Raw genomic sequence first — 25,878 nt, forward strand, 5'->3', positions numbered from 1 at the left:
CAGTATAAGCCCGTCCCTTAAGTCCATTTGCTTTGTTGTGGAAACCACTATAATAAGGAGATGAACGGAAAGAATGGGTGAGAGTATGAGTGGAAATTCGATTTTTAAAAATGCTCTATGCATGTCGGTCTTATTATGTACGCTGGCCGCAGCATTGACGAGCGTTGACATTTCTGAAGGACAAAAGAAGACGACCAAGATGTTGTCAGAGGAAGCACGCATAGAATTTGAAAATTGGACCAGTTACATTGCAGAGAACACTTCAGAGGAGCAAGCTGAAGCGGATGCTCCAGCCCATCCTGAGAAGAATCAGGCGGACAGCTGCAGCAGCCAAGCGATCAGCATGTTCAGCAGCCCCTCGTACATAAGGAGCATATCAGAGAAAAGCTCCCTGCTCCTGCGCCGGATTTACTAACTCGTAATCGGGTTTAATCCCCGCAGTCTTCGTTTGTAAGCAAAATGGTTTGTGGGTCCGTGGCCGCGGCCAACTCCAAGCTGGTCTTCTATAGCAGCTTGGATAAAGCTTTTGGCAGTTTGAACGGCCTCCACAACTGTTTTACCCCTCGCCAGCTCAGCCGCTACCGCAGCAGAATAGGTACAGCCTGTACCATGCGTATGACGCGTTTCGATTCGATCGCTCTCCATATAGACGAAGCTTTCTCCATCGTATACAAGATCAACAATTCGCTCACTATGTGTATCATGTCCGCCTTTTATAACAACATAACGGGAGCCCATCCCAATCAATCGTCTAGCCGCTTCTTCCCGGTCGCTTAAACTGCGAATTGGCATTCTCGTTAACAGCTCTGCCTCTGGAATGTTGGGTGTTGTGACGAGCGCAAGCGGAATTAAATGCTCAACTAGCGGCTGAATGGCTTCCTGCTGGAGTAGGGAGGAGCCGCCTTTGGCGACCATAACGGGATCGATCACGAGGTTGCGCCAGTTATATTGTTTGAATTTGTCGGCTGTTATACGAATTATTTCTCCGCTGAACAGCATACCCGTTTTAACGGCATCCGGCGTTAAGTCCTCTCCTATGGAATCTAGCTGCCTGCTAATAGCTAAAGGATCAAGCGGATAGATGCCTTGGACGCCTAGTGTATTCTGTGCGGTAACGGCCGTAATAACAGACATTCCATATGCACCCAGCTCCTGAAAGGTTTTCAGATCCGCTTGAATGCCTGCGCCGCCACCGCAGTCTGAACCGGCAATCGTTAAAGCTTTGCATACCTTCATTATCATGTCTCCTCCAAATGTAATTACAGATTGAGGAATGCATCCTCCGCTTTGATTCCAGAGGGCAGCAGCTCGTTTGCTACCAGCCAATCTCTAACTTTGGCCCAGGATGACTCATCCTGATAACCGAAAGCCGCATCTCCCGCATTCATTAAAGGCTTCAATATGTTCAAGCTTTTTTTCTCGATTTCCTGATCCATCGGTGAGCTTCCGTCTTCATGCTGGAATAATATCGCCAGTGCATCCTCCGTATTTTGTTCAACAAAATGCTGGCCTTCAGTTACAGCTGCAATAAACCTCTTAAACCGCTCCTGTTTGTTCTTTAAGCCGTCATCGCTAGCAACAAGCACAAGCTCATAATAATCGGGCACTCCGAAGTCGGTCGGATTAATGGCCGTCATGGGATGTCCTTCTTTGGCGAGCAATAGCTGCTCATGATTAATAAAACCGCCAATGATTGCATCGACCTTATGGGTAGAAATAGCAGGGATGAAGGAAAAGCCTACATCAATCATGTCGACGTTCTGGGAGTCGCCGCCGTCATGCTTGATCATGGTGCGCATCATCGCTTCATAGAGAGGAATAGAAGAGTAGCCTATCTTCTTGCCAACCAAATCCTTAGGGGATTGAATGCCGCTCTCTTCCGGTACCATCAAATGATTAAGCGGATGCCTGACGATCGCTGCAATAGATTTAACAGGAATGGCATCGCCTCGCGCCATTAATACCTGAGGCTGGTAGCTCAGCGCCAAATCTATTTTGCCAGCTGCAACGAGTTTCAAAGCGTCATTCGTATCAGCTGGCATTTGAATGTCGACATCTAAGCCATGCTTTGTAAAATATCCGTTCTTCTGGGCTGCGTACAAAAAGGAATGGACCGCGTTAGGGTACCAATCTAACATAATGCTCACTTTCTCAAGCGGCTGCTCCGCTGCGGTATCTGGTGAGGCTACCGTATCTTTGCTATTCACGCTGTTCGTACCACTGCAGCCGCTCATTACAATTAGCAATAGGCATGCGAGTGCAATAGCAAACGACTCTTTTATTTTCAATATGAAATGATTTTTCATTTTGTTCTTCCTCGTCTCGTAAGTAATATTTTCTCCAAAAGCACAATGGCTGCAAATAAGAGCATGCCGAGCAGAGACAATACCATAACGGAAGCGAACATGGAGTCCGTTTTTAAATTACTCGACATCCGTCTGGTGTAATAGCCAAGACCCTCGTTGCCACCGAGCCACTCGCCGATTGTAGCGCCAACAACGCAATAGACGATGGACAGCTTGAGACCGGAGAAGAAGGAGGGCAGTGCCATCGGAATTTTTATTTTGCAAAATATGTCCCAGCTTGAAGCACCCATAGTCAATAGCAGCTCGCTATATTCCTTGTCACTCTTGCGAAGACCATCATAGGTGCTGACAATGATCGGGAAGAATGCGGTGAGAAACACGACCGCCACCTTGCTCCAGATCGTATAGCCAAACCACATGATGAAAATCGGCGAGAGAGTTATGAGCGGAATCGTTTGACTAATGACAATGAAGGGGTAAAGCGCCTTCTCTAGCGTTCGAGACGAATGCATAGCGATTGCGAGAGCAACTCCGACAGCTGTGGATAGCAGGAAACCGAGCGCTACTTCTCTTAATGTAGCAAGCAAATGCCGACCGAGTAATAGATGGCTGTCCTTGATCAGCGCAGTGGCCGCGGAGGTAGGAGCTGGGATAATAAACGCAGGCACCCACCCGAAGCGTACAATCCCTTCCCAAGCGACTAGAATGAGCATGAGCAGAAGGACAAAGAGACCGTAGTTATTAAGCCATTTTTTAAAAGGTGGTTTGCGCATGCAATTGTTGCTCCAAATCTTGCCTAAGCATAATAAGCTCTGGCTCATAATTCATTTCGTAATATCTTGGCCTTGGAAGTGTAACCTTCCATTCTTGTAAAGCTTGTGTGGGATTGCCTGGCATGATATAGATGCGATCGCTAAGCAAAATCGCTTCCTCCAGATCATGTGTAATGAAGAGTACAGTTTTATTCAGCTCGCCCCAGAGCGCAAGCAGCCAACGCTGCATGCCGCGTTTGGTCATGGCATCGAGGGCTCCGAAAGGTTCGTCAAGAAGCAGCAAATCCTGACCGGATGCGAGCGTACGCAGGAACGCGGCCCGCTGCTTCATGCCGCCTGACAGCTCGTCGGGGTAGGCATCCGCATAGCCGCCAAGACCAAAGCGCTCCAGCTTATCGCGAATGGATGCCTTATCGCCACGCCTCTTGCCTCGTGCCAGTTCTAATGGAAGCAAGCAATTGTCGAGGACGGTTCTCCAAGGAAGAAGCAGATCCTTCTGAGGCATGTATGCGACTTTACCTAACCGCTTCGGCGCTGGATTGCCGTTCAATCGAATTTCTCCGCTTTGAGGCTCAAGCAAACCGGCGATGAGCTTGAACAGCGTGCTTTTTCCCGAACCGCTTACACCAATAATGGATACGAATTCACCTGCGCGCACATCTAATGACAAGTCTGTAATGATCGGCGCTTTATCCCCTTGGGCGAAGGAATAGTTAATCTGCTGAAGTGAAATGATGGCGGAAATAGGCAGCCCTCCTGTAACGAATAAAGACCCGCCCGTTTCCGAAAGGAAACGAGCGGGTCCCATGCTCAACAACGCTTGCGCGTGTGTAGATATGAAAGCCTTAGCTCCACTTCCCTCCGCTGGAATGATCCAGATCAGGTTCCAAGGGTCCAGAGCTTGCGCTCCATCTCAGCCGTTAGGCCCCCCTAGTGAATTAAATAGGTCTTTATTCAATTTGTATTTTTTATACTATAGCATACACTGGAGAGAAGTAAACCATAATTATTCGAAAAGGCGTGGAACACAAATGAAAAATTTACTCGTAACCGGCTATCGTGCGCATGAGCTTAATATTTTTAACCAGAAGCACGAGGGCATCGTTTATATTAAAAAAGCGTTGGCGGGAAAGCTGGTTCCGCTTATTGAAGATGGATTAGAATGGGTCATTACTCCCGGACAATTTGGCGTTGATTTATGGGCTTGCGAGGTCGTGATCTCGCTAAAGGAAATATATCCTCATCTGCGGCTGTCGATTATTTCGGCATACAGTAATCCAGAGGAAAAGTGGAAGGACGACAAAAAGGAATATTATGCTCAGGTGCTGAAAGGGGTCGATTATTACGCCTCGGTAAGCAATCAGCCCTATGACGGCATATGGCAATTTACGGCCCGGGACGAGCTGTTGTTTCGCAAGACGGATGGTATTTTGCTCGTGTACGATGAAGATGCGGGCGAGGGCAGTCCGAAGTTTTTTAAAGAAAAGGCATTGAAAAAACAGCAGGCAGAGGGATATGCCTACATCAGCATAAGCTCGGAGGATATTCAAACAATAGCGGATGATGAAAATTTGTACGCGGATTAGAATGTGTTGGGAGAAGGACTTGCCGCGCAATGATGGCGTTGCGCTGAGGACGGAAACAACCATAAATGCTTTTTTGAAATAAATTAGTTTGACATTCCGGTTTTGATTCACTATTATCTAATTAGTTGAATATCTAATTAGATAAACGTTAAATTTAATACAGAAGGGAGAGGCTATTCATGCAGTTGGATAAAGTTGTTGCATATCACAAGGCGATGGCTGATACGACAAGAATCAAAATGCTGATTATGCTGGCAGGCGGCGAGCTTAACGGTCAAGCGTTGGCAGAGAAGCTAGGCATTACACCTGCAACGGTTACGCATCATGCATCTAAGCTGCGCGCGGCGAGCCTAATCAATGAGCGCAGGGAGAAGAACACGATTTATTTTTCATTGAATCATTATTTTATCAGAAGCAATGCGAGCGCAGCCGAACAGCTTATTTATCGGAATGCCGCAGTGGAAGGGGAATTGGAGAGCATGGAAGAGAGCCATCAACGATTACAAGAGTCTGTTATTAGAAATTTTTTCACCACAGATGGGAAGCTGAAACATATACCTGCCCAGCTTAAGAAAAAATTGATTGTGCTGCAGCATATCGTGTCCCAACTGTCGAAGGATAAGAAATATACGGAGAAGGAAATAAACGCCTTTATCAAAGGCTTCCATGCGGACTTTGCCACTATACGCAGAGAATTTATTATGCACCAGTTTATGTTCCGAGAAAATGACATTTATGAGCTGAACCCTCAGGAGCTATGGGCGAAATGGGAGACGTTGGCTTAATGGTGTTCGTTTGATGACATGGAAAAATTATCATTGACACCGCTAGTTATCGGTTGCTATACTATGAGACATTACATAAACCAACTGTTCATATCGGAATTATTACAATTTGGAGGTCGTATTCATGAGAAAATCACGCACGACGTACATCAAACTGCTGACAGCCCTTCTCCTATCCTTCTCTATTGTTTTCACGCAATCGGTCGCTTTTGCGGCGTCACCTGCTGCTGCAACTGTCACTTCCGCTTCCGTGCCGCACGAGGATGGCGCAGCGGAGTATAAGCAATTTTTGAAAGAAAAATATGGCGTTACACTTTCAGGAACGGTTACAAAAGGACAATTTATTGAAGCGGTAGCCAGTATTCTAGGCATAGAGCCTTCAGGAAATGCTGTAGCCTTTACTGATTTAAAGGGAGATGATCCTCTCTACCAATCAGCAGCGGCATTGTATGAGAAGGGCATTCTTTCTGGCCCCGACATTCAAGGCAAGCAAGTGTTGACGGCTTCTGTCGCTGTTGCGATTGCTGTACGAGCAGCTGATTTGAAAGAGCTTGCTTATACCTATCCGGCAGCTAAAGTGAATAAAGCATTAGCCAAGCTGAATGTTGCAAGCCAAGCGCTTGGTACAAAAGGTGCACAAGAGGTAGCAGCTGCAGTTGATACGGGTTTATTGACTACTGATTTGTATGCCAGCTTCAAGCCGAAGAGCGCAGCAAGCGATCAATTGATTCACACGCTGCTAGGCAAAGTGCTTATTACCAAAGGCCTTTACAAGAAATATATCGGATATATTAACGATGGCGATATTTATGCGAAGCTGAGCCATGCATATGAATCATCCGATATTATTGAAGCCCCAAGCTTAAAAAATCTCGTAAATACAGCTTTGAAACAGGATTTGATCACAGGCTACAACATTAAGGATTCCCGTTTCGATGCTAACTTTATAGATTCATTATCGCTTATTTATGGGCATGATGATCTCAAGCATGCGATTCAGCTCATTGGATTGCTTCGCAGCGAGGGACTTAATGCCAAAGTGCAATTCGAGCCTAAAACGTCAGCATTCATCCATTTGGCGGAATGGGGCGCTCCAGGACCAAATGTGATTCAAATTGAAAATGGGAATTTTATTAAATATGCGAAGGAATATGATCTCGAATTTGAATTCGCAACTGTGCAAGATAAAGCAGCTTTCGAGAATGTGATTTCAACATATACGAAAAAAAATGAAGCAGGCCAATCGGGTTTAATCGCCAGCGCTTGGTGGCAGCCGTTGTACTATTCAAAAACAGCATTAGACAATTATGAAATTATTACGAACAACTTTATTACCGAAAAAGACAGTCCTTATACCGTAAATCCTTTCTCGCTGAAAGAAGATTCCGCTAAAGTAGTGGCAGGCTTGAAAGCGATTGATCCTGCAGCTATCATTACACCTACGGATTTCTGGGTAGATAAGCCTTTCTTCAGATATTTGCATGGTGAATCAGTATAATGGATACTAAATGAGAAACAGCCCTGACTATGACGGATAGTCAGGGCTGTTTCATGTTTTGTCAGCTGCCATTTTTAATCTGTCTTTTGTAGTAATATCCAGATAACTATTCCTTTTCACATCGTTATGGGCTAAAATGAATTGTATTTTTGCAACGAGAGAGGGAACGGCTGTGAGAAACAGGAATGGTTATAAGCTTCGCCTTATATTAGGGCTCTTGGTCATTGGCTCCGTCGTTCTAACAGCAGCTGTTGGTTGTTATTATGCGTGGAAGGCAAATAAAGCCTCATTAATCTCAGGTTATTTGGAAAGCAACTATCAGTATGCTAAGAAGCTGTCTTTGAATACAACTGAAATGCTTCAAATCATGTTTAGCAATATAGATGCCATTGCTGCAATGGCGGGGAAAAAGACCATTTCCCAGAATGAAATGAATATATGGTATTACGCAAATGAGCATTATTTCAATTCCATTATAATGGTGGATGCGAACAACAGGGTACAGGCTGTCAGCTCAAGAAACGGCGGTATGAAGGTGGGTACTGTATTATCCTCAGTGGCCTCTCGCCAAGCGATCGAGCAGAAGAGGCATCTTATATCGGAGCCTTACTTAGGTGTTACGAACCGTCTTATCGTGCTTGTCTCTGCTCCTATATTCGATGATGAAGGATCCTATTTAGGCTTTATTGGAGGATCCATCTATTTAGAAGAGAGCAATGTGCTTAGCAAGATGCTGAATGAGCATTTCTACGGAAACGGCTCTTATGTGTATGTGACGGATCAGCTTGGACAACTTCTTTTTCATCCAGACAAAACACGACTTTTAGAAATAATTAAGGATAATGAGGTTTTGAACCGCGCTCTCTCCGGACAGAGCGGAGCACAGCAAATTGTTAATTCCAAAGGCAAATCATTTTATGCAGGTTATGCTTATGAGCCTTTAAGCGGATGGGCGATTGTGGCGCAGACCCCTACTTCAATTCTAGACAAGCCATTAAAAAAACTAATATTCGATATTTTGCTGAAATCGCTTCCGCTCTTTATTCTCATATTACTCATAGCATGGCGTGTTTCGGTTCTGATATCCAAGCCCCTTTACGATCTGGCGAGGTTCTCCGAAGAAGCGATTGCGTCAGCGAAAGCGATCCGTTCCGAAATCCCGAGAACGAAATCATCTATTTATGAAGTGAGGCAATTGAATGAAAGCATTAATAATCATTTGAAACTATTGAATAAAGAAATCCAATTGGATGGCTTAACAGGGCTTGCGAATAGGAAGACATTTGATATAACGATAAAGGAGTGGCTGGAGGACGATATCCCATTCGCTCTCATTCTGCTAGATATTGACCATTTCAAACGGATTAACGACGAACACGGCCATCTTGTTGGGGATGAGGTGCTGAAATACACCGCTTCGCAAATACGTGCTTGCTCCAAAACCGATGATTTATGTTTTCGCTACGGGGGCGAAGAATTTGGTGTATTGTCACGGTTTAGCGATATTACGGCAGCGACTGCAGCTGCGGAACGATTAAGAGAAAGCTTCGCTGCTAAGGAAAGTCCCTCTGGCAGCCCGATCTATGTTTCTATTGGAATTTCCAGCTCTCATAAACTAGATTTCGAGGCAATGGATATTATTAGAATGGCAGATAAAGCACTCTATCAATCTAAAGAAAATGGCAGAAATAGAATAACCGTCTGCATGGACGACAAGATAGGACAGCCGTGTTAGCTGTCCTATTTATGTACAATTGCGGTTAAATTTGCGGTTTTGTTAATAAGGCTCGAAAGCAATATAGTCGGCCCCATATGTCGGAATGAATGGCATTTTGGACAAGTATATCATCAAATTCGTTGGCGAAGGCTAAGCCAGCAGATTCTGCCGATCGTTTCAACTGCTGTAAATCCACGGTTGGATAATCAAAGGTTAGCGCAATTCTGCCGCCGGGCTTCACGGTTCTGGCGAATTCCTTCAAACACAAATCCTGATCCACATGATTCAAATGTTCAAGAACGGAAACACAAAAAATAATATCAAATGTATCGTCCTCATATGGGAGGTCAGTTATGCTTGCGTGAGCATAGCGTACCTTGGACCAGCCATTGTGGCTGACGATCGCATGGAGAGCATCCTCTCCAATGTCATTAATGATTTCTTGCTGCATCGTATGCCAGGAATTAATGCGTGCATCGAAGTCGCAAGCGTAGACCTCGGCACATACGCCGCCCAAATAAAATTTTAACGGGTGAGAAATGCCGCAGGCGGCATCAAGCGCAACATCCTCAGGTGAAACGAGCGTACGGCACCATTCGTATTCATACGGCCGGCTCCACCAAGCCGCAGGTAATGGATAAACCATTGTTTCTGTCTTTGGATCCGTTGAGATGAAGAAGCGTGCTTCCTCCGTTCGATTCAATGGACTAGACATCGATAATCATTCCTCCTGCCGAAAGTGAAATGTTCAATTATCAGCTTTCTTCATTTCACAAGTTTATGAAGTGAAACGTTGAATAAGCACTATAGAATGAAAGGGTGTTGTGAAAAAATGGAGCAGGCATTTTCCTTTCAAAAATTTCCATGTAGAGAGACGAAGCGATTAATATTACGCAAGACGGAGAAGCGGGATCTTCAAGACATATATGAAATGTATGCGAATGAAGAGGTGGTGAAGCACACGCCTATGGATGCATTCATTACTCGTGAGGATGCTTGGCAGGAAATGATTTGGCATTGGGAAATTTATACTCAGCAAATCGGCTTGAGATGGCTCATTGAGGATAAGGAATCAGGCAAGGTGATCGGAAGCTGTGGTTATTTGAACTATTTGAAGGAGCACAGCCGTATTGAAATAGGCTATGATCTGGCGCCAAGCTTTTGGGGAAGAGGGATTATGTCTGAGGCAGCAGAGGCGGTATTGGATTTTGGATTTAATGATTTGAATGTAAATCGGATCGTGGCCAAGGTTGATCCCCGTAACAAAGCGTCTATCCGGCTGCTTTCGAGGCTTGGATTCATGGAAGAGAGCAAATTGAGAGAAAACGTATTCGAAAAGGAAACATTTTCCGACCTTTATTTATATTCGCTGCTGCGCAGTGATTACATGGATCGTTATCCGGACTGATTAGAATCGTCATGCAGTAATAATGCTCCTTTCAGAAAATAAAAATTCAGCATATAATAAAATAGTGTAAAACAAAGCATATGGATTACAAAATTAAATAAGACTCTGGAGGAATCAATCATGGCGATAAGCAAGTCTAAGAAAGCAAGGCTGAAGCTGGAGAAGCAAGGGAAAATAGCGCCGGATGCGCTGCGAGGCAGCTGGCAGGGCGTCAATCCAATAATCAAACGCACACCGACTTTGCAGGAGAAGCAGATGAAGCTAAATAGAAAACACCGAAGGAATCACGCGAATTATAGCGATGGTTCCTTTTGCATGTTAAAGGCGACAAAAACACAAACGCTGATCGGTTAAGCACCCTTTGAATCACATAAATTCCCTGTGGTAGAATAAGTAGGTAACCAATGAAAGATGAGCGGAGATGATGGCATCTGTTAAAACTGTTTCGTGACCTAAGAACGTACTGGATAATGATCGCTTTTGTATTTTTACTTGTGTTTTTGCAATCATTATCTGAGCTTTATCTACCAACGCTGATGGCGGACATCGTGAACATCGGAATTGGTAAAGGCGATACGAACTACATTGTAAAGATCGGCGGGCTGATGCTGCTAATTACCGCTGCGAGCGTGGTGTTCTCAATAGCCGCAAGCTATTACTCCTCGACCATTGCAGCAGGCTTCGGCAAACGGATTCGCAGGAAGCTTTTTAATCATGTAGAGCATTTCTCCCTGAACGAATTTGATAAGATCGGAACAGCATCGCTCATAACGCGTACGACTAATGATGTAACACAGGTGCAGCAGGTGCTTATCATGATGCTTCGAATGATGGTAATGGCACCTATGATGTGCATTGGCGGCATTATTATGGCCGTTTCTAAGGATGCTACGCTGTCGCTGGTTTTCGTCGTTGTTATTCCAGTACTCGCTGCGACGATTATTTTTATCGGGTCGAAGGGTGTCGTGTTGTTCAAAGCGATGCAGATTAAGGTGGATAAGCTTAATTTGGTGCTTCGCGAGAACTTAACGGGCATTCGTGTCATTCGCTCCTTCAATCGAACCGGCTTTGAACAACGCCGCTTCGATGCGACGAATAAGGATTTGACCCAAACCGCTATTAAGGTTAACAAAGTAATGGCATTTATGATGCCGATAATGATGCTTATTTTGAATTTATCGAGTGTAGCCATTTTATGGTTCGGCAGCATTCGTATCGGTAATGAGGATATGCAAATTGGCGATTTAATGGCTTTTCTTCAATATGCAATGCAGATTCTGTTTTCGCTTATAATGGTAGCCATGATGTTCATTATGGTGCCTCGTGCATCTGTATCAGCTGTTCGTATTAATGAGGTGATTGAGATGAAGCCGGATATTGTGGATGCGGAGGAGACTAGCGGGCTGGCAGCGGGAAGCGGCTTTGTTGAGTTTCGCGAAGTTACTTTTAGTTATCCGGGTGCGGAGAAGCCGGCATTGTCAGCTATTTCGTTTACGGCTATGAATGGTGAAACAACTGCGATTATTGGTGGAACTGGCTCCGGGAAATCGACTCTCGTCAATCTTATTCCAAGGTTCTATGATATTCAGTCTGGAAGCGTGCTTATTAATGACGTAGATGTAAGGAACCTATCGCAGCAAAGCTTGAGGGAGAAGATCGGCTATGTGCCGCAGCAGGCGGTATTATTTACAGGCACAATCAGTGAAAATATCCGATATGGCAAGGAAGATGCCACGGAGGAGGAGATCAGCCATGCGGCAGAAGTCGCGCAGGCTGCTTCGTTTATTTCTGAGATGCTGGATGGTTATCAATCGATCATCGCTCAGGGCGGGACGAATGTGTCCGGCGGCCAGAAGCAGCGGCTGTCGATCGCTCGAGCACTTGTGCGACAAGCAGATATTTATATTTTTGACGATAGCTTCTCCGCACTTGATTTGAAGACGGATGCATTATTGCGGGCGGCTTTGAAGGAAGAGACGAAGCAATCAGCAGTCATTATCGTGGCGCAGCGCGTCAGCACAGTTATTCATGCCGATAAAATCATCGTGCTTGATGAAGGCGAGATTGCGGGTATGGGCACTCATAGTGAATTAATGCAATCCTGCAGCGTCTATCGTGAAATTGTATCGTCACAGCTGTCTGAGGAGGAGATCGCATGAGTGAGCGTCCACATGATAAAAGGCCGCAGGGCATGGGTCCAAGACCCGGCTTCGGTCCTCCTGGCGGCGGGCCGATGGGTGCGCTCGGGATGCCTGTGCAGAAGGCAAAGGATTTCAAAGGAACGCTTCGACGCTTGTTGGCTTATTTAAAGCCGTATCGGATGAAGCTGATCATTGTGCTGTTGATGGCCGTATTAAGTACGGTGTTCTCGATCGTCAGTCCCAAGCTGATGGGGAACGCGACGACGGAAATTTATGAAGGCATTGTAGGCAGCGGCATCAATTTTGATGCTATTATGCGCATTGTGTTTATTCTGATTGGATTGTATTTGCTTAGCTCGCTATTTAATTATGTGCAGCAATACGTCATGGCAGGTGTAGCTCAAAATACGGTCTACGAGCTTCGCAATCAGGTGAATCATAAGCTGGCACGGCTGCCGCTGTCATTTTTCGATTCTCGCACACACGGTGAAATATTGAGCAGAACCGTTAATGATGTTGATAACATTAGCAATACGCTGCAGCAAAGCTTAACACAGCTTATTACTTCTATTGTTACGCTGGTCGGAGTGATCATTATGATGCTGACGATTAGCCCTCTATTGACCGTTATTCTGTTAGTTACACTGCCGCTTAGTTTTGTTGTAATCAAGGCGATAGCGTCAAGGTCGCAGGGCTACTTCAAGTCGCAGCAAGCTGAGCTTGGGAAGCTGAACGGCCATGTTGAGGAAATGTATACAGGCCACAAAATCATTAAAGCGTTTGGGCATGAGCGTAAATCGGTTGATGCGTTTGACGAAATTAATGATCGGCTTTATCATTCCGGACGCAAGGCGCAATTCATTACTGGCATAATGATGCCCTTGATGGGATTCATCGGAAATATTGGTTATGTGCTGATTAGCGTTGTCGGCGGTATTCTCGTCACTCGACATGCGATCAAGATTGGTGATATTCAAGCATTCATTCAATACGCGCGGCAATTCTCGCAGCCGCTGACGCAGACAGCGAATATAGCGAATATTATTCAGTCAACGATCGCATCAGCAGAGCGAGTATTCGAGCTGCTCGACGAGAAAGAAGAATCTGAGGAACCAAGCGCAAGGGATGCGGCTGTACTAGCATCGCCTCAGGGCAATGTCCAGTTCCAACATGTGAAGTTCGGCTATAAGGAGGACGTCACGCTTATAACAGACATGAATATTGATGTAAAGCAGGGACAAATGGTCGCCATTGTAGGACCTACGGGCGCAGGGAAGACGACTCTTGTCAATTTGTTAATGCGCTTCTATGAGATTAGAGAGGGCAGTATTACAATAGACGGAGTCAATATTACAGATTTGCGCAGAGGTGATTTGCGTATGCTGTTCGGCATGGTGCTGCAGGACACTTGGCTGTTCAACGGCACAATCCGAGATAATATTGCATACGGACGCGAGGGAGCAAGCGAAGCGGATATTATCGAGGCTGCGCAAGCAGCGCATGCGGACCATTTTATACGAACGCTTCCCGAAGGCTATGCTACCATTCTGAATGAAGAAGCTTCGAACATTTCACAAGGGCAGAAACAGCTGCTTACGATTGCGCGCGCCATTCTTGCCGATCCTGCCATTCTTATTCTGGATGAGGCGACAAGCAGCGTCGACACGCGGACAGAAGCACAAATACAGAAAGCAATGAGCAAATTGATGGAAGGACGAACAAGCTTTGTGATTGCTCACAGACTGTCTACGATTAAGGATGCCGATATGATTCTCGTTATGAATCATGGTGATGTAATCGAGAAAGGCAGCCACGAGGAATTGCTTGCTGCCGGAGGCTTCTACGCAGATTTATATAATAGTCAGTTTTCCGATGAGCCAGACTCGGTCGCTTGATGCTGGAGTGAAGGAGCTTCGCTTATAATCTTTATGGAAACAGGGGATGTTCCTCAAGTAGATAATCTACTTGAGGGACATCCCCCTTCATTATATTCAGTACTCGGTTTTACGGGGAGCGAATAGTTACGATCTGACTTGGGAAAAAGCATGCAATAATGCATGCACTAGCTAACCTAGCTAACCTAGCTAACCTAGCTAACCTAGCTAACTGCAAAAGCTACAGCTAATTTTACCCTCAAATGCTTTTTTGGTTTATTTAAATGGAAAAGCTGCAGTTAATCTCGTGCTGAACCCCGAATTATATGGATAATCACCGAATTAGATGCAGATTTTACAGGTAGACCTTGGACACAAGTCTCAATAGCAAAGTTAGCTGTATGATATCCATTTAATTGTTACGACCTTAACCGGAAAGTTTCCTGTTTCTTCTCATTATTTACATTTTAATCTAATCAGCTGCCTATTTCGTAGAATACTACCAGTTCCTTAGCTGCGCTGGGGACAACCTTCAATATCTCTATGGGCGAATCGGTTTGCCGTTGCCGGAGCGGCTGCGCAAAATAATCGAAGTGCTGAAGAATAAGAATGAGGGTACGAACAAGTAAAATTTAACAGCACGTAATTTCCCTTGCATGAAATAACTTTTCCTCGCTATAATAAGAACATACGTTCTTGTGTGGAGGGGTGGCAATGGCGAGTAATGAGGAATTGGCTCGCGTAAGAGTAAGGACGGCTTCGCATCCGCCGATACAGACAGAGGAGGAGCTGGAACGGGTGAAGCATTATGTGCTGCTTGGTATTGTAATGCGTATTTTGGATCATGATATTCGTGTGATTGGTACGTCGACGATCAAGCTGCCACGTTTTTATGAATCGATGCTACGAGGAATTCAAGATCGCGTGCTGCTTGATCTCGCGGCCATCAAAAGAAACTTTCGTGAAACGGGCATTAAGGTGTATGAAGAGAAGCGGGAAACGGACGGATTACATGCCGCATACGTATGCCGAGGCTACCACCATCGTTTTTTTATGCTGTGGGGGTTTGTGAAAGCGGAGTCCGAACGAGTGATGAAACAGTATTTGTCCAGCTAAATACGGAAATGTTCATGGTTTTGTCAAAATAACAAAAAAAATTTTCCTCTTTCTGTAGTTTAAGGTTGAGAACATCGGACGATCTTAGGTAATATAAGAGGTAGACATTATGATCGCAAGGGGGAGTATGAAGCTATGCACAAGTGGATTATGTTTACTTTATTTACTGCTGCATCGTTGCTAGGTGTATATTTGCTCGCATTTGCCTTACCTGAGAAGCCTGTTGACGAGTCTGCTTCGTTGCCAGAAGGCACAGTGCTAGTGAAGCTTGTAGCAACAACAAGTGATTTCAAGTTTAATGAAGAAGTGTACACCGTTAAGGTCGGTGACAAAGTAAAGCTTAAGCTTGAGAATAAATTGGGTATTCACGGCGCTCATATTGATGCGCTGAACGTTGCTCTTGACAACGACCATCCGGAAACGGATCTGGAGTTTACTGAGCCAGGTGAATATGAAATTTATTGTTCTATCCCATGTGGACAAGGGCATCCAACAATGAAATCGAAGCTGGTTGTTGAAGCGGCGTAATGCGGCTAAACATCCTCTGAAAATGCGAAAGGAGCCGAAAGGCTCCTTTTTGTTGGAAAAACCGTTAACTTGCTGACCTGCGTTTAGGATTAAGTTCTCTTTCGCGCGCGATAATTACATCGGCTGCGAATCCGAGCAGTCCCCAAGTAATGACCGTAAGCACATACATAAGCATGACGCTTACCTCATGCACATCAACAAACAAATCAACAACCCACGCGGGAATGCTTAGCATAAAGAAAATGAAGTTGTGCGGGTCATAGCCCGTGTAATTAAATAAGCTGATTGCAAGTCCAATAATTGTAGCTGCAATGGTTACTGGATAGCGCATAACGAACCGACCCCTTTACGTTAACGATTGCCGTAATGAGACTGCTTAGGGTATTATGTGACAAAAGGAAGAAAGTCATGCGATGAAATCTGAGGAGGAATTACGAATGATTACTCATATCGTGTTTTTTAAATTAAAGGATAACCACGCAGAAAATGTTGAACGCACGGCGCAAGTATTAAGGGATATGGAAGGCAAAATTGAGGTGCTGAAATCAATTGAAGTCGGTATCGATATTTTGCATTCGGAGCGTTCTTACGACATCGCACTTATTACGAAATTTGAATCGATGGAAGCATTGGATATATATCAAGTGCATCCTGTTCATAAAAAAGTAATTGAGCATATGCTCCAGGTCCGTGAAGCTTCTGTCTCCATCGACTTCGAAAGCTGAGAGGCAGGTAACGAATTATGGCAGACATGAGAGATGTATATGAAATGTTTACTTATTTGCTAGTTATTATCATTAGCAGCATTATTATGGTAGCATGGTTGAAGATCAAAGCGAAAAACAAAAAGAAACGCTGAAAGCAGGCGAATGATTGATGTATTATGTGAATCGTGAACAAATAGCGGTAAGGCTGGAGACATTGCCTGAAATTGCAGCAGTGCTGGATACACTTGCAGCGAATTGGCAGGGTAGTATGCTGGAAGGGCTTGCTCAGGAAAGAGCACTCCATTTGTCGATTGAAACGGTGACCGACGTCGGGAGCTACCTTATCGATGGTTTTATACTAAGAGATGCGAGCAGCTATGAGGACATTATTGAAATTACGGCTGAGGCAGACGCATTTCCAGCGGACATGCTTGGGACGCTTACAGAGCTTGTCAAGCTGCGGAAGCCCCTTGTACAGGACTATTATGCTTGGCCAAGAAGTGAGCTCCACCCGCTAACAAGGACGCTTTCCGTACTCTTGCCTGCCTTTAAGCAGGAGGTTGAGAACTATTTGGATCGCGAACTATAATGTGTACGAATGAAAAGTTTGTTAATTTACGAAAATGTAAAAATACGTTACAATGACGCTATCAAGCCTGTAGGGGTGGTGAAGGATTGAAGCGGAGTGGAACGGTGCGTACAGGTACTGTTACGGCACATTTGCAAGGCGACAGCTCAACACGCGAGCGAATATTAATGCTGTTGAAGACGGTCGGAAGAATGAGTGCAAGCGATTTGTCCAGTGAGCTTGATTTAACGGAAATGGCTATACGTAGACATATGTATGTGTTAGAGCGCGAAGGAAGTGTCAGCATCGTATCTGTTCGGCAGGCCATGGGCCGACCGCTTCATGCATACGAGCTAACGGCTGAGGCGGATGAGTTGTTTCCCAAAAACTATCATTTACTTACATTGGACCTCCTCGATGAGCTGGCTGATGATCCCGATACTGCCGAACTTATTGACCGAATGTTTGAAGGGCGCAAGAAGAAGCTCATAGAACGCTATGCCCCAAGAATGGTTGGCAAGAGCTTGGAAGAAAAGGTTTCTGAGCTGGCGTCCATCCAGAACGCAGGCGGATATATGGTTGAAGTAGAAGCACAAAGTGACGGCGGCTTCGTGTTGTATGAATATAATTGTCCCATTACGCAGGTTGCTGGCAAATATCAGCAAGCGTGCAGATGTGAGTTGTCTTTGTTCAAAGCCTTGCTTGAGGTTCCAGTTGAACGTACGGAATGTTTAGCTAAGGGCGGCGGCAAATGCAGCTATCAAATTGGATAAATGAGTAGTTGGAATTATATATAGAGTTGTCTAAGCAGACCTAAATATCTGCCTGGGCAACTTTTTTTATTTCGATCTGGATATAGGAACCTAATCGTAATGGAATAACCGATTTCGATTAGGTTGTGTCAAGACGAGCCCATGCTGCTTATACTGTCATTAAGCAAATGGGCATTCGTCTAGATGAGCATACGTTTTGCCTTGCCATTGATGGAAGAGGAGGGAAGCGGGCATGGTTATATCATGGAGTGCGGCAATCGCTGCCGGTGCATTTGTCGTCTTAGTTGCAGGCATACTAATTGCACTGCGGTCAGCGATTATCCGACTTGGACATGTGCAAGCAGCAGCAGCAGAGATGCAGCTGGATATGCATAAGCTGGCATCCGAGCTGAGTGGGCTTATTCAGCCCACGGAGGAAGCGATACGTGCGGCACACCAACAGCTGGAATCGGTGAGCAAGCTGTTCGAAGCGGCTGGTCAGGTCGGAGGAGCAATTGCACATACGACTTCGACTGTCGAACGGGTAACGGCTGTATTGTCGGAATCAGCAGAGGTTCATGCGAATCGTCATGAAACAAAGCGTCAAGTCGGAGAAGTACTTGGATGGGCGGAGCTAGGAATGGCTGCGTGGCAGCTGTGGCAAACTAGCCGAAAGGCAGCGGCGCCTGCCAACAATAATGCTCAGTCCACCGCGAATGAATCGGAATCCTAATCAAGGGGCAGAGACGAAGGGCACATGATGAACGAAGGGAGCGAATAGGATGTCAACAAGTAAACAAACAAAAGGATTTTTGCTAGGTGCTTTAGCTGGAGGTGTTATTGGTTCGATCACTGCTCTGTTGCTGGCACCAAAGGCAGGCAAAGAGCTGCGCAGCGATATTTCAGCAGGAGCCCAGAAGGTTGGTGAGAAAACGGTTGAGGTTGCTTCTCAGGTAAGTGACACGACTGGCCGTATTGCCAAGCAAATTGGCGGTCATGCCATACAAATTGTTGATAAAACCAAACAGGCTGCAGCTCAGGTCGCATGCAGTGTGAGAAATCGGAGTAAGGGTACGGATGAAGCAGAGTCGTTATCGGATTCTACAGCGCTTATTGCGGTTTCGATCGAGGACAATGAGGCACAAGCAAGTACCGTGAATTCAGTTGAAGCAGGTGAAACAGAAGCTGCAGTGACAAAGGAGATTTCAACCTCTGTTAACAATTAGCATTACCTATACATGCCAAAAGGCTTCGCGAATGGAGTTGCTAAACTCACAGCGCGAAGCTTTTTTCTTATTTTATTTATCCGATATTGCTATTGCTATGCTCATGATCTGAGGCTATGCTTAGTATACTGCTTAACGGCTCCAGATTATAATCGTTCATCGATTTGGAGCTGGCGGCAACCACTTCTCCTGGACCGACTACACATATTTCATCATCCAATCGGCCTATATACGCTCCATCCCCAATAACAGCACCTTCACCGATAATGGCGCGATGAATGGTAACATTTCGGCCAATACGAGCACCAGGCATAATAACACTCTCGAGAATCTCACTGTTTCTGCCAACGGTTACACCCGAGCACACAATGGAGCGTACGACCTGCGCCTCCACGCTGCTTGCAGAATGAAGAATGGATTCGACAATGTCAGTATATGGACTCTCATAATGATTCAATGCAGTTCTTTTCACTGCATCTTTGCTTCCTTCACTTACTTTCAACTTAAACTCGCCATCTAGCAGATCCATATTCGCTTCCCATAAGCTATCAATCGTACCGACATCGCGCCAGTAGCCTTCGTATGGATAAGCAGCCATATTGGCTTTGGACGAAAGAATGGCAGGGATGATATCCTTGCCAAAGTCATGGGTAGAACTCGGGTTGGCGGCATCTGCTATCAAATATTTTTTGAGTTCCTTCCAGCGGAATAAGTAGATACCCATAGAAGCTAAATTGCTTTGTGGTTTTGCTGGCTTCTCCACGAAAGAGCTTACTCTGTATTGATCGTCCGTATTCAGAATGCCGAAACGGCTGGCTTCGCGCCATGCTACTTTTTTAACGGCAATTGTCGCCGATGCGCCGCTTTCTTGATGGAATTTCAGCATCGGACGATAGTCCATTTGATAAATATGGTCCCCCGATAATATGAGCACATGCTCGGGGGCATGCCGATCGATATAATCCATATTTTGATAAATGGCATCTGCTGTTCCTGCATATCCATCTTTGCATTTATTGGAAGAGGGGAGCATCGTAATATCGCATGTCGTACTTGATTTGAGCAGCGAAGGCTGATCCTCATTAATGTAGCTATGAATGCTGTCCGCGCAATATTGTGTAAGTACGCCAATTTTATTTATGTTAGAATTTACACAGTTATTTAAAGGGAAATCGATCATGCGGTATTGGTCTCCAAAAGGTACGACGGGTTTAGCCATTTGGCCTGTGAGCGGAGACAATCGACGCCCTTCACCACCAGCAAGCAGCATCGCAACACATTCAGTATTATTGTTTTTCAAAATAAATACGCCTCCTATCCGCCATATGCGGATTATTGTGTCATGTTCTTTGTACATGTTCATTAACCTTGAAACTGAAGTTTGAAACGATGTGTCAAATCTCTATTTTATGGTTAATAGATACTTTGGGCATTTCATTAAATTTCATCAATTTGCAGCTTGAAGCGAGGGATTATATTGGCATTGGATGCACTCGAACTCAGTTCACAAGAGATCAGACAATTTAAAGAAGGAAGCTGGCCTTACAGCTATCGTAAGATGGGAGCGCATGTTGTACGGGATGGATATGCAGTCGGTGTTCGGTTTACAGTATGGGCGCCTCATGCATTAGAGGTACGCATAGCCTCTGACAGGAATGGATGGAACGGAGAGCGTCACGCTTTACATAGAATAGAACAAACTGACTTGTGGACAGGTATAGTAGATGATCTGCAAGAGGGCGATTTGTATAAATATGAGATTATTTCACGAAATGGAGAAAAATTGTTGAAGGCGGATCCTTACGGATTCTATTCTGAGGTTAGACCGCAAACGGCTTCGATTGTGAAATCACTCGATGGCTATAGCTGGAATGATGCGGAATGGATGCGGAAAAGGCACGAGCCCTATAGCCGTCCTATGAATATATATGAGGTCCATTTAGGCACATGGAAAAATAGACCGGACGGAGAGCTTGCCACGTATGAGCAATTATCCGAGGATCTCGTTGATTATGTATCCGAGATGGGCTATACGCATATTGAATTGCTGCCTATTACTGAGCATCCTTATGACCGCTCATGGGGCTATCAAGCTACCGGCTACTTCGCCGCAACGAGCCGATATGGCACGCCAGAGCAGTTTATGCTGTTCGTTGACCGCTGCCACCAGAGAGGAATTGGAGTGATCTTGGACTGGGTGCCCGGTCATTTCACTAAGGATGCCCATGGTTTGAGGAGATTCGACGGCTCGGCTGTGTTCGAGCATGAGGATCCGCTTATCGCCGAGAAGCCAATATGGGGCACGCTTGCATTCGATTACAGCAAGCCGGAGGTGCGCAGCTTCCTTATTTCCAGTGCACTATTCTGGATGGACAAATATCATATTGACGGTTTGCGAGTGGATGCGGTATCGAGCATGCTTTATCATGATTTCGACAAGCCGGCAGGCGCATGGCGTCCTAATCGTTATGGCGGCAGAGAAAACCTGGAGGCAATCGATTTCCTAAGAGAGCTCAACAAAACAGTATTTCTGCATTATCCGCATGCGCTTATGATGGCAGAAGAGTCTCATGCATTTCCAGGTGTTACTGCGCCAGCGGACCTGGGCGGACTTGGCTTTAATTATAAATGGAATATGGGCTGGATGAACGACACGCTAGCCTATGTGGAACGTCCGTTTAATGAGAGGAAGCACCATCATAATCTACTTACCTTCCCGATCTGGTATGCCTTTCAAGAGAACCATCTGCTGCCCCTTTCCCATGATGAGGTCGTGCACGGGAAGAAGTCGCTTCTGAATAAAATGCCGGGCAGCTACGAGCAGAAATTTGCAGGGCTTAGGCTGCTGTACGGCTATATGATCACTCATCCCGGCAAGAAGCTGCTGTTTATGGGAGGAGAATTCGGTCAATTCGATGAGTGGAAGGACCTGGAGCAGCTCGATTGGATGGTGCTTGGCTACGAGAAGCATCGTGACATGCAGCAATATACGAAGAAGCTCAATCATCTCTATCTGAATGAAAAAGCGCTGTGGCAGCTTGATCATGTGCATACCGGCTTTGAGTGGGTGGATCACGCTGACACCCGTCAAAGCGTCATTGTCTACCGCCGGAAAGCGAAAGCAAGCACGGACGCGTTGATTGTTATATGCAATTTCCATGAGCATGCACACCGCGCTTATCGGATTGGAGTGCCTAGCGAGGGCAGCTACCGAATACTGCTCAATAGCGATGATCCGCAATTCGGCGGATTTGGGTATGAAGCGAGCCGGTTGGAGGAAGGCAGTGCAATAGATTCCGAGCGCAAGCCGTGGCATGGCAAACGACATAGCATTGAGCTTGCGCTTCCGCCATTGTCTGTCATGATTTTGAAGCGTGAGAAGAAATCCCGATTGAAGAAGAAATAAGGAGTGGACATGATGAAAGTACTGTTCGCAGCCGCGGAATCCGTACCCTTCCTCAAAACGGGAGGACTTGCGGATGTAGTTGGTTCATTGCCTAGAGCACTATCCGACAAAGGGCTGGACGTCCGGGTCATTATGCCGAATTATTCAGCCATTCCTCAGTTATATAAGGAAAAGATGAAATTAGTCGCAGAAATAAGCGTACCTGTTGGCTGGAGAAACGCATACTGCGGAGTGAAGGAATTGAAGCTTGATGGCATTACCTATTATTTTGTTGATAATGAACAGTATTTCAGTAGAAGCGCAGCATACGGCTACGAGGATGATGGAGAGCGGTTTGCTTTTTTGTGCCGAGCTGTATTAGAGGCTCTGTCAGCTGTTTCGTTCTACCCGGAAATCCTTCACTGTCATGACTGGCATACAGGCATGATACCAGCGCTTCTAAAGCATCATTATTGGAATCAAGAAAATTATTCGCGAATCAAAACCGTTTATACGATTCACAATTTGCAATATCAAGGCAATTATCCCTACGAGGTTTTAGGTGATTTATTCGGTTTACCTGAATGGTTGTTTACTCCAGATGGCGTTGAATTTTATGGTCAAGTAAGCTTTATGAAGGCAGGCATTCAATTAGCGGATCGGGTGACGACCGTAAGTCCATCCTATGCGGATGAAATCCGCACTCCGGAGTTTGGTTACGCTTTGGACGGAGCTCTGCGTAATAAGGGAGACCGACTTATCGGCATTGTCAATGGAATCGACGCTCACTCCTACAATCCAGAATCGGATTCGCACCTTGCCGTCCGTTACAAAACGAGCATGGAGAAGAAGGAGCAGAACAAAACCGCACTTCAAGAAGAGCTTGGGCTTCCAGTAGATGCGAGTATACCGTTAATCGGTATGATTGGCCGGATGGTGGAGCAGAAAGGGCTGCAGCTGGTGCTTGAGAAATTGGATGAACTGCTGCTGACGGACAATGTGCAGGTGGTGCTGCTAGGGTCGGGTGATCCGCACTTGGAGCATGCTTTCCGCGAAGCAGAAGGGCGTTTCAGGAACAAGCTTATTAGCTGGATCGGCTTTGACGAGGGCTTGGCCCGCCGTATTTACGCAGCTTCCGATTTATTCCTGATGCCTTCCTTATTCGAGCCCTGCGGCATTAGCCAGCTTCTCGCACTGCGTTATGGCAGCATTCCGATTGTTCGAGAGGTTGGCGGCTTAAAGGACACCGTACATAGCTACAACGAGATGACAGGAGAAGGAAATGGATTCTCATTCGCATCGTTCAACAGCCACGATATGCTGTACACTGTGCGGCGTGCTCTTCGCATTTGGTCCGATCCTATTCATCGGAATCGATTGGTCGAGAAGGCACTTAAGGGAGATTACAGCTGGGGGCAATCGGCGCAGCAGTATGAAGAGCTTTATAGAGGGCTTTAATTGTACGATTACCAATGACAGGTAATAGATTTGCATGAACAAGGGCTCTTTCTCCATCATCGATGAGGGAAGAGCCCTTGTTGTTTTCAAATATCTCTGTATAATATGCGGAATCCAAGCGGTTCAAGCTCGATGCTTAGTTTTTCCTCAAACGTAGGCACGTCCTCATTGGTTAGAGCATCTTGCCAGCCGCCGGCCTTCATGGGATGCGAGAGCGTGACCTTATCCTCCGTATTATTCATCCAAATCGTAAAATGCTGTTTTTCATTTAATCGTTCAAAAAGCAATGTGCCGTTTTCGCTATCCGCATGAAGGAAGCGGAATCGGCCATCACGAAGCGCAACATGCTCCTTGCGCAGCGCTATTAATAGTTGATAGAAATCGAATAATTCCCGGTCTTGTTTATCGGCATCCCATTCCATACATTTGCGGCAGTCAGGATCGCTATCGCCTTCTAACCCGATCTCGTCTCCGTAGTAAATACAAGGGACGCCCATCGAGGACATCATGAAGACGACAGCTTGCTTCAAGCGCTGCTTATTGCTGCCTATGCGCGTTAATGCCCGAGGCACATCATGACTAGACAATAAATTGAATAACGCCTCATTCACTTGCTGCGGATATCTCATAAGCAATTTATTAATCTCATTGGCGAAATCGGAACCTTTTCTATCCGAGGATGAGAAGAAATCGAGTACGCGATTCGTAAACGGATAATTCATGGAAGAATCGAATTCATCTCCTTGCAGCCAGTTAAGTGCATTGCCCCACACTTCTCCAATGATATAGGCATCAGGCTTCTCTGCTTTGACCGCTGCGCGGAATTCACGCCAGAAGTGGTGATCGATTTCATTAGCTACATCAAGCCGCCATCCATCTATATCTGCTTCCTTTATCCAATAAACCGCGATGTCCAGCAAATATTGCTTAACATCAGCATTTGCTGTGTTCAGCTTTGGCATATTCCCGTAGAATCCGAAGGTGGCGTAATTTGCGATTCCTTCTTTGACCTCAACGGGAAAGCCGTTTAGATGAAACCAGTCTCTGTATTTAGAATTCTCCCCATGCTTCAATACATCCTGGAAAGGGGGGAATTGCTCGCTCGTATGATTAAATACCGCATCTAGTACGACGCGAATTTCACGGTCATGGCATACCTTGACCAGCTTTTTGAGCAGCTCGGTGTCCCCAAACTGTGGATCAATCTGGTTGTAATCAATTGTATCGTATTTGTGATTGGAAGGAGCAGTGAAGATCGGAGTCATATAGATCGCATTAATACCCAGCTCCGTTAAGTAATCCAAGTGGTCGATAATGCCTTGCAAATCGCCGCCGAAATGCGAGTCTCCGCTTGGCTGATCCCCCCATGCCGATACATGCTCAGGATCATTGCTCGAATCGCCATTGGCAAAGCGGTCAGGCATGATTTGATAGAAGATCGCATTCTTCGCCCACGCAGGAGCTTCAAATAAATCGATCTCATGAATATAAGGCACTTCGAAATAGCCTCCGGCTGGCTGAGGCTGTTCCTCAAAAATGCCGTCTTCGATAAGCCATAATGTTTCATCGCCGCTTTTGACACGAAATCCGTAAGCGAACCTTTTTTGCTCCGGCTGGATAACTGCTTCCCAGTAATCGAATAAATCATCTGCTGCGATTTTCTCCATACGGGCATCAAGCTGATAACGTTCCCAATCGTATTTGTCTCCTGTAACAGCTACCGCTTCTTCAATATCATTTTTTTTCGTGCGGAGCCTTAAATGAAAATGATTGCGATCATAAGCATAAGCCCATTTCTGATCTGCTGAATGGTACAAGCACTCCTTGAACACACAGCTCCACTCCTTTTCTTTATTGACCGATTTCTACGATTCCAATGCATAGTATACATGTGTTGAAGTTAAGATTAATTTCTATTTACCCTATCTCGCGGGTATTAAACATGTGGGTACACGGCAATCATGATCGTTTCATATAAATAACGAAGAAAATGGAAAAAACCATAGCCTATTCAGGATTGAACCCTGTCCGACTATGCGTTAAGATGAAG

At 45.5% G+C, this 25,878-nt stretch carries 26 protein-coding genes and 1 riboswitch; of the genes, 18 read left to right on the plus strand and 8 right to left on the minus strand.

Annotated features, from left to right (window positions below):
- Positions 1–73: 73 nt before the first annotated feature.
- Positions 74–415: a hypothetical protein gene (locus CEF13_RS09785; protein ID WP_102710504.1), complete on the plus strand. Its 342-nt coding sequence runs from the start codon at positions 74–76 to the stop codon at positions 413–415.
- Here the strand turns inward: CEF13_RS09785 and thiD are convergent.
- Genes thiD through CEF13_RS09805 form a run of 4 tightly spaced genes read right to left on the minus strand, consistent with a single transcriptional unit; the run spans position 412 to position 3,887 of the window.
- A complete protein-coding gene (thiD, locus tag CEF13_RS09790) occupies positions 412–1,236 on the minus strand; it encodes a bifunctional hydroxymethylpyrimidine kinase/phosphomethylpyrimidine kinase (RefSeq protein WP_102710505.1) in 825 nt (274 codons plus the stop codon). The two genes, CEF13_RS09785 and thiD, sit on opposite strands and share 4 nt — an antisense overlap.
- A 23-nt stretch (positions 1,237–1,259) precedes the next feature.
- On the minus strand, positions 1,260–2,306 hold the full coding sequence (locus CEF13_RS09795) for an ABC transporter substrate-binding protein (protein WP_102710506.1): 1,047 nt from the start codon (positions 2,304–2,306) through the stop codon (positions 1,260–1,262).
- Positions 2,303–3,079: an ABC transporter permease gene (locus tag CEF13_RS09800; protein ID WP_243864568.1), complete on the minus strand. Its 777-nt coding sequence runs from the start codon at positions 3,077–3,079 to the stop codon at positions 2,303–2,305. The genes CEF13_RS09795 and CEF13_RS09800 overlap by 4 nt, the downstream gene beginning before the upstream one ends.
- A complete protein-coding gene (locus tag CEF13_RS09805; RefSeq protein ID WP_102716316.1) occupies positions 3,060–3,887 on the minus strand; it encodes an ABC transporter ATP-binding protein in 828 nt (275 codons plus the stop codon). The genes CEF13_RS09800 and CEF13_RS09805 overlap by 20 nt, the downstream gene beginning before the upstream one ends.
- 31 nt (positions 3,888–3,918) lie before the next feature.
- A riboswitch (TPP riboswitch) is annotated at positions 3,919–4,021 on the minus strand.
- Between the two features lie 89 nt (positions 4,022–4,110).
- Between CEF13_RS09805 and CEF13_RS09810 the strand changes: the two genes are divergently transcribed.
- The 4 genes from CEF13_RS09810 to CEF13_RS09825 all read left to right on the plus strand — a co-directional run bounded on the left by CEF13_RS09810 (position 4,111) and on the right by CEF13_RS09825 (position 8,683).
- Entirely contained in the window at positions 4,111–4,665 is a 555-nt protein-coding gene (locus CEF13_RS09810; protein ID WP_102710507.1) for an SLOG family protein, read from the plus strand.
- A 179-nt stretch (positions 4,666–4,844) separates the two neighbouring features.
- Positions 4,845–5,450 carry a DUF2087 domain-containing protein gene (locus tag CEF13_RS09815; protein WP_102710508.1) on the plus strand — a complete coding sequence of 202 codons (606 nt, stop codon included), beginning with the start codon at positions 4,845–4,847 and terminating at the stop codon, positions 5,448–5,450.
- A 124-nt stretch (positions 5,451–5,574) separates the two neighbouring features.
- A complete protein-coding gene (locus CEF13_RS09820; RefSeq protein ID WP_102710509.1) occupies positions 5,575–6,948 on the plus strand; it encodes a hypothetical protein in 1,374 nt (457 codons plus the stop codon).
- A 172-nt stretch (positions 6,949–7,120) separates the two neighbouring features.
- Complete coding sequence (locus tag CEF13_RS09825) at positions 7,121–8,683, plus strand: sensor domain-containing diguanylate cyclase (RefSeq protein WP_244917069.1); 1,563 nt, start codon at positions 7,121–7,123, stop codon at positions 8,681–8,683.
- 25 nt (positions 8,684–8,708) lie between these two features.
- Here CEF13_RS09825 and CEF13_RS09830 read toward each other — a convergent pair whose 3' ends face one another.
- Entirely contained in the window at positions 8,709–9,380 is a 672-nt protein-coding gene (locus CEF13_RS09830; RefSeq protein ID WP_102710511.1) for a class I SAM-dependent methyltransferase, read from the minus strand.
- A gap of 117 nt (positions 9,381–9,497) precedes the next feature.
- Between CEF13_RS09830 and CEF13_RS09835 the strand changes: the two genes are divergently transcribed.
- From CEF13_RS09835 to CEF13_RS09860, 6 genes are all read left to right on the plus strand, one after another.
- Positions 9,498–10,073: a GNAT family N-acetyltransferase gene (locus CEF13_RS09835; RefSeq protein ID WP_102710512.1), complete on the plus strand. Its 576-nt coding sequence runs from the start codon at positions 9,498–9,500 to the stop codon at positions 10,071–10,073.
- Between the two features lie 120 nt (positions 10,074–10,193).
- Positions 10,194–10,427: a hypothetical protein gene (locus CEF13_RS09840; protein ID WP_102710513.1), complete on the plus strand. Its 234-nt coding sequence runs from the start codon at positions 10,194–10,196 to the stop codon at positions 10,425–10,427.
- Between the two features lie 77 nt (positions 10,428–10,504).
- Complete coding sequence (locus CEF13_RS09845) at positions 10,505–12,232, plus strand: ABC transporter ATP-binding protein (protein ID WP_102710514.1); 1,728 nt, start codon at positions 10,505–10,507, stop codon at positions 12,230–12,232.
- Positions 12,229–14,109 (plus strand): ABC transporter ATP-binding protein, encoded by a 1,881-nt coding sequence (locus CEF13_RS09850; protein ID WP_102710515.1) that lies wholly within the window; start codon positions 12,229–12,231, stop codon positions 14,107–14,109. The genes CEF13_RS09845 and CEF13_RS09850 overlap by 4 nt, the downstream gene beginning before the upstream one ends.
- A gap of 693 nt (positions 14,110–14,802) precedes the next feature.
- Positions 14,803–15,204 carry a YhjD family protein gene (locus CEF13_RS09855; protein ID WP_102710516.1) on the plus strand — a complete coding sequence of 134 codons (402 nt, stop codon included), beginning with the start codon at positions 14,803–14,805 and terminating at the stop codon, positions 15,202–15,204.
- A 135-nt stretch (positions 15,205–15,339) separates the two neighbouring features.
- Positions 15,340–15,732 carry a cupredoxin domain-containing protein gene (locus tag CEF13_RS09860; RefSeq protein ID WP_102710517.1) on the plus strand — a complete coding sequence of 131 codons (393 nt, stop codon included), beginning with the start codon at positions 15,340–15,342 and terminating at the stop codon, positions 15,730–15,732.
- Between the two features lie 64 nt (positions 15,733–15,796).
- Here CEF13_RS09860 and CEF13_RS09865 read toward each other — a convergent pair whose 3' ends face one another.
- On the minus strand, positions 15,797–16,063 hold the full coding sequence (locus CEF13_RS09865; protein ID WP_102710518.1) for a hypothetical protein: 267 nt from the start codon (positions 16,061–16,063) through the stop codon (positions 15,797–15,799).
- Positions 16,064–16,169: 106 nt separating this feature from the next.
- On the opposite strand from CEF13_RS09865, the gene CEF13_RS09870 reads away from it, so the two are divergent.
- The 5 genes from CEF13_RS09870 (at position 16,170) to CEF13_RS09890 (ending at position 18,985) form a co-directional block, all read left to right on the plus strand.
- Positions 16,170–16,457: a Dabb family protein gene (locus CEF13_RS09870; RefSeq protein ID WP_102710519.1), complete on the plus strand. Its 288-nt coding sequence runs from the start codon at positions 16,170–16,172 to the stop codon at positions 16,455–16,457.
- 151 nt (positions 16,458–16,608) lie between these two features.
- Positions 16,609–17,028, plus strand: a complete 420-nt coding sequence (locus CEF13_RS09875) for a DUF86 domain-containing protein (RefSeq protein ID WP_102710520.1) — start codon at positions 16,609–16,611, stop codon at positions 17,026–17,028.
- A gap of 86 nt (positions 17,029–17,114) precedes the next feature.
- Entirely contained in the window at positions 17,115–17,780 is a 666-nt protein-coding gene (locus tag CEF13_RS09880; RefSeq protein WP_279588882.1) for a helix-turn-helix transcriptional regulator, read from the plus strand.
- A 232-nt stretch (positions 17,781–18,012) separates the two neighbouring features.
- Positions 18,013–18,492, plus strand: a complete 480-nt coding sequence (locus CEF13_RS09885) for a DUF948 domain-containing protein (RefSeq protein ID WP_102710521.1) — start codon at positions 18,013–18,015, stop codon at positions 18,490–18,492.
- 49 nt (positions 18,493–18,541) lie between these two features.
- Positions 18,542–18,985, plus strand: a complete 444-nt coding sequence (locus tag CEF13_RS09890) for a YtxH domain-containing protein (protein ID WP_102710522.1) — start codon at positions 18,542–18,544, stop codon at positions 18,983–18,985.
- 76 nt (positions 18,986–19,061) lie between these two features.
- On the opposite strand, the gene CEF13_RS09895 is transcribed toward CEF13_RS09890, so the two are convergent.
- Positions 19,062–20,285 carry a sugar phosphate nucleotidyltransferase gene (locus CEF13_RS09895; protein ID WP_243864570.1) on the minus strand — a complete coding sequence of 408 codons (1,224 nt, stop codon included), beginning with the start codon at positions 20,283–20,285 and terminating at the stop codon, positions 19,062–19,064.
- Positions 20,286–20,468: 183 nt separating this feature from the next.
- Between CEF13_RS09895 and glgB the strand changes: the two genes are divergently transcribed.
- Together glgB and glgA are read left to right on the plus strand one after the other, a co-directional pair.
- The gene (gene glgB / locus CEF13_RS09900; protein WP_244917150.1) at positions 20,469–22,391 is read left to right on the plus strand and encodes a 1,4-alpha-glucan branching protein GlgB; all 1,923 of its coding nucleotides are present in this window, start codon (positions 20,469–20,471) and stop codon (positions 22,389–22,391) included.
- 12 nt (positions 22,392–22,403) lie between these two features.
- A complete protein-coding gene (glgA, locus tag CEF13_RS09905; protein ID WP_102710524.1) occupies positions 22,404–23,828 on the plus strand; it encodes a glycogen synthase GlgA in 1,425 nt (474 codons plus the stop codon).
- Between the two features lie 86 nt (positions 23,829–23,914).
- Here the strand turns inward: glgA and CEF13_RS09910 are convergent, their stop codons facing one another.
- Positions 23,915–25,660: an alpha-glycosidase gene (locus CEF13_RS09910; protein ID WP_102710525.1), complete on the minus strand. Its 1,746-nt coding sequence runs from the start codon at positions 25,658–25,660 to the stop codon at positions 23,915–23,917.
- Positions 25,661–25,878 lie beyond the last annotated feature (218 nt).

The sequence above is a fragment of the Paenibacillus castaneae genome (assembly GCF_002884445.1).
GTDB lineage: Bacteria > Bacillota > Bacilli > Paenibacillales > Paenibacillaceae > Pristimantibacillus > Pristimantibacillus castaneae.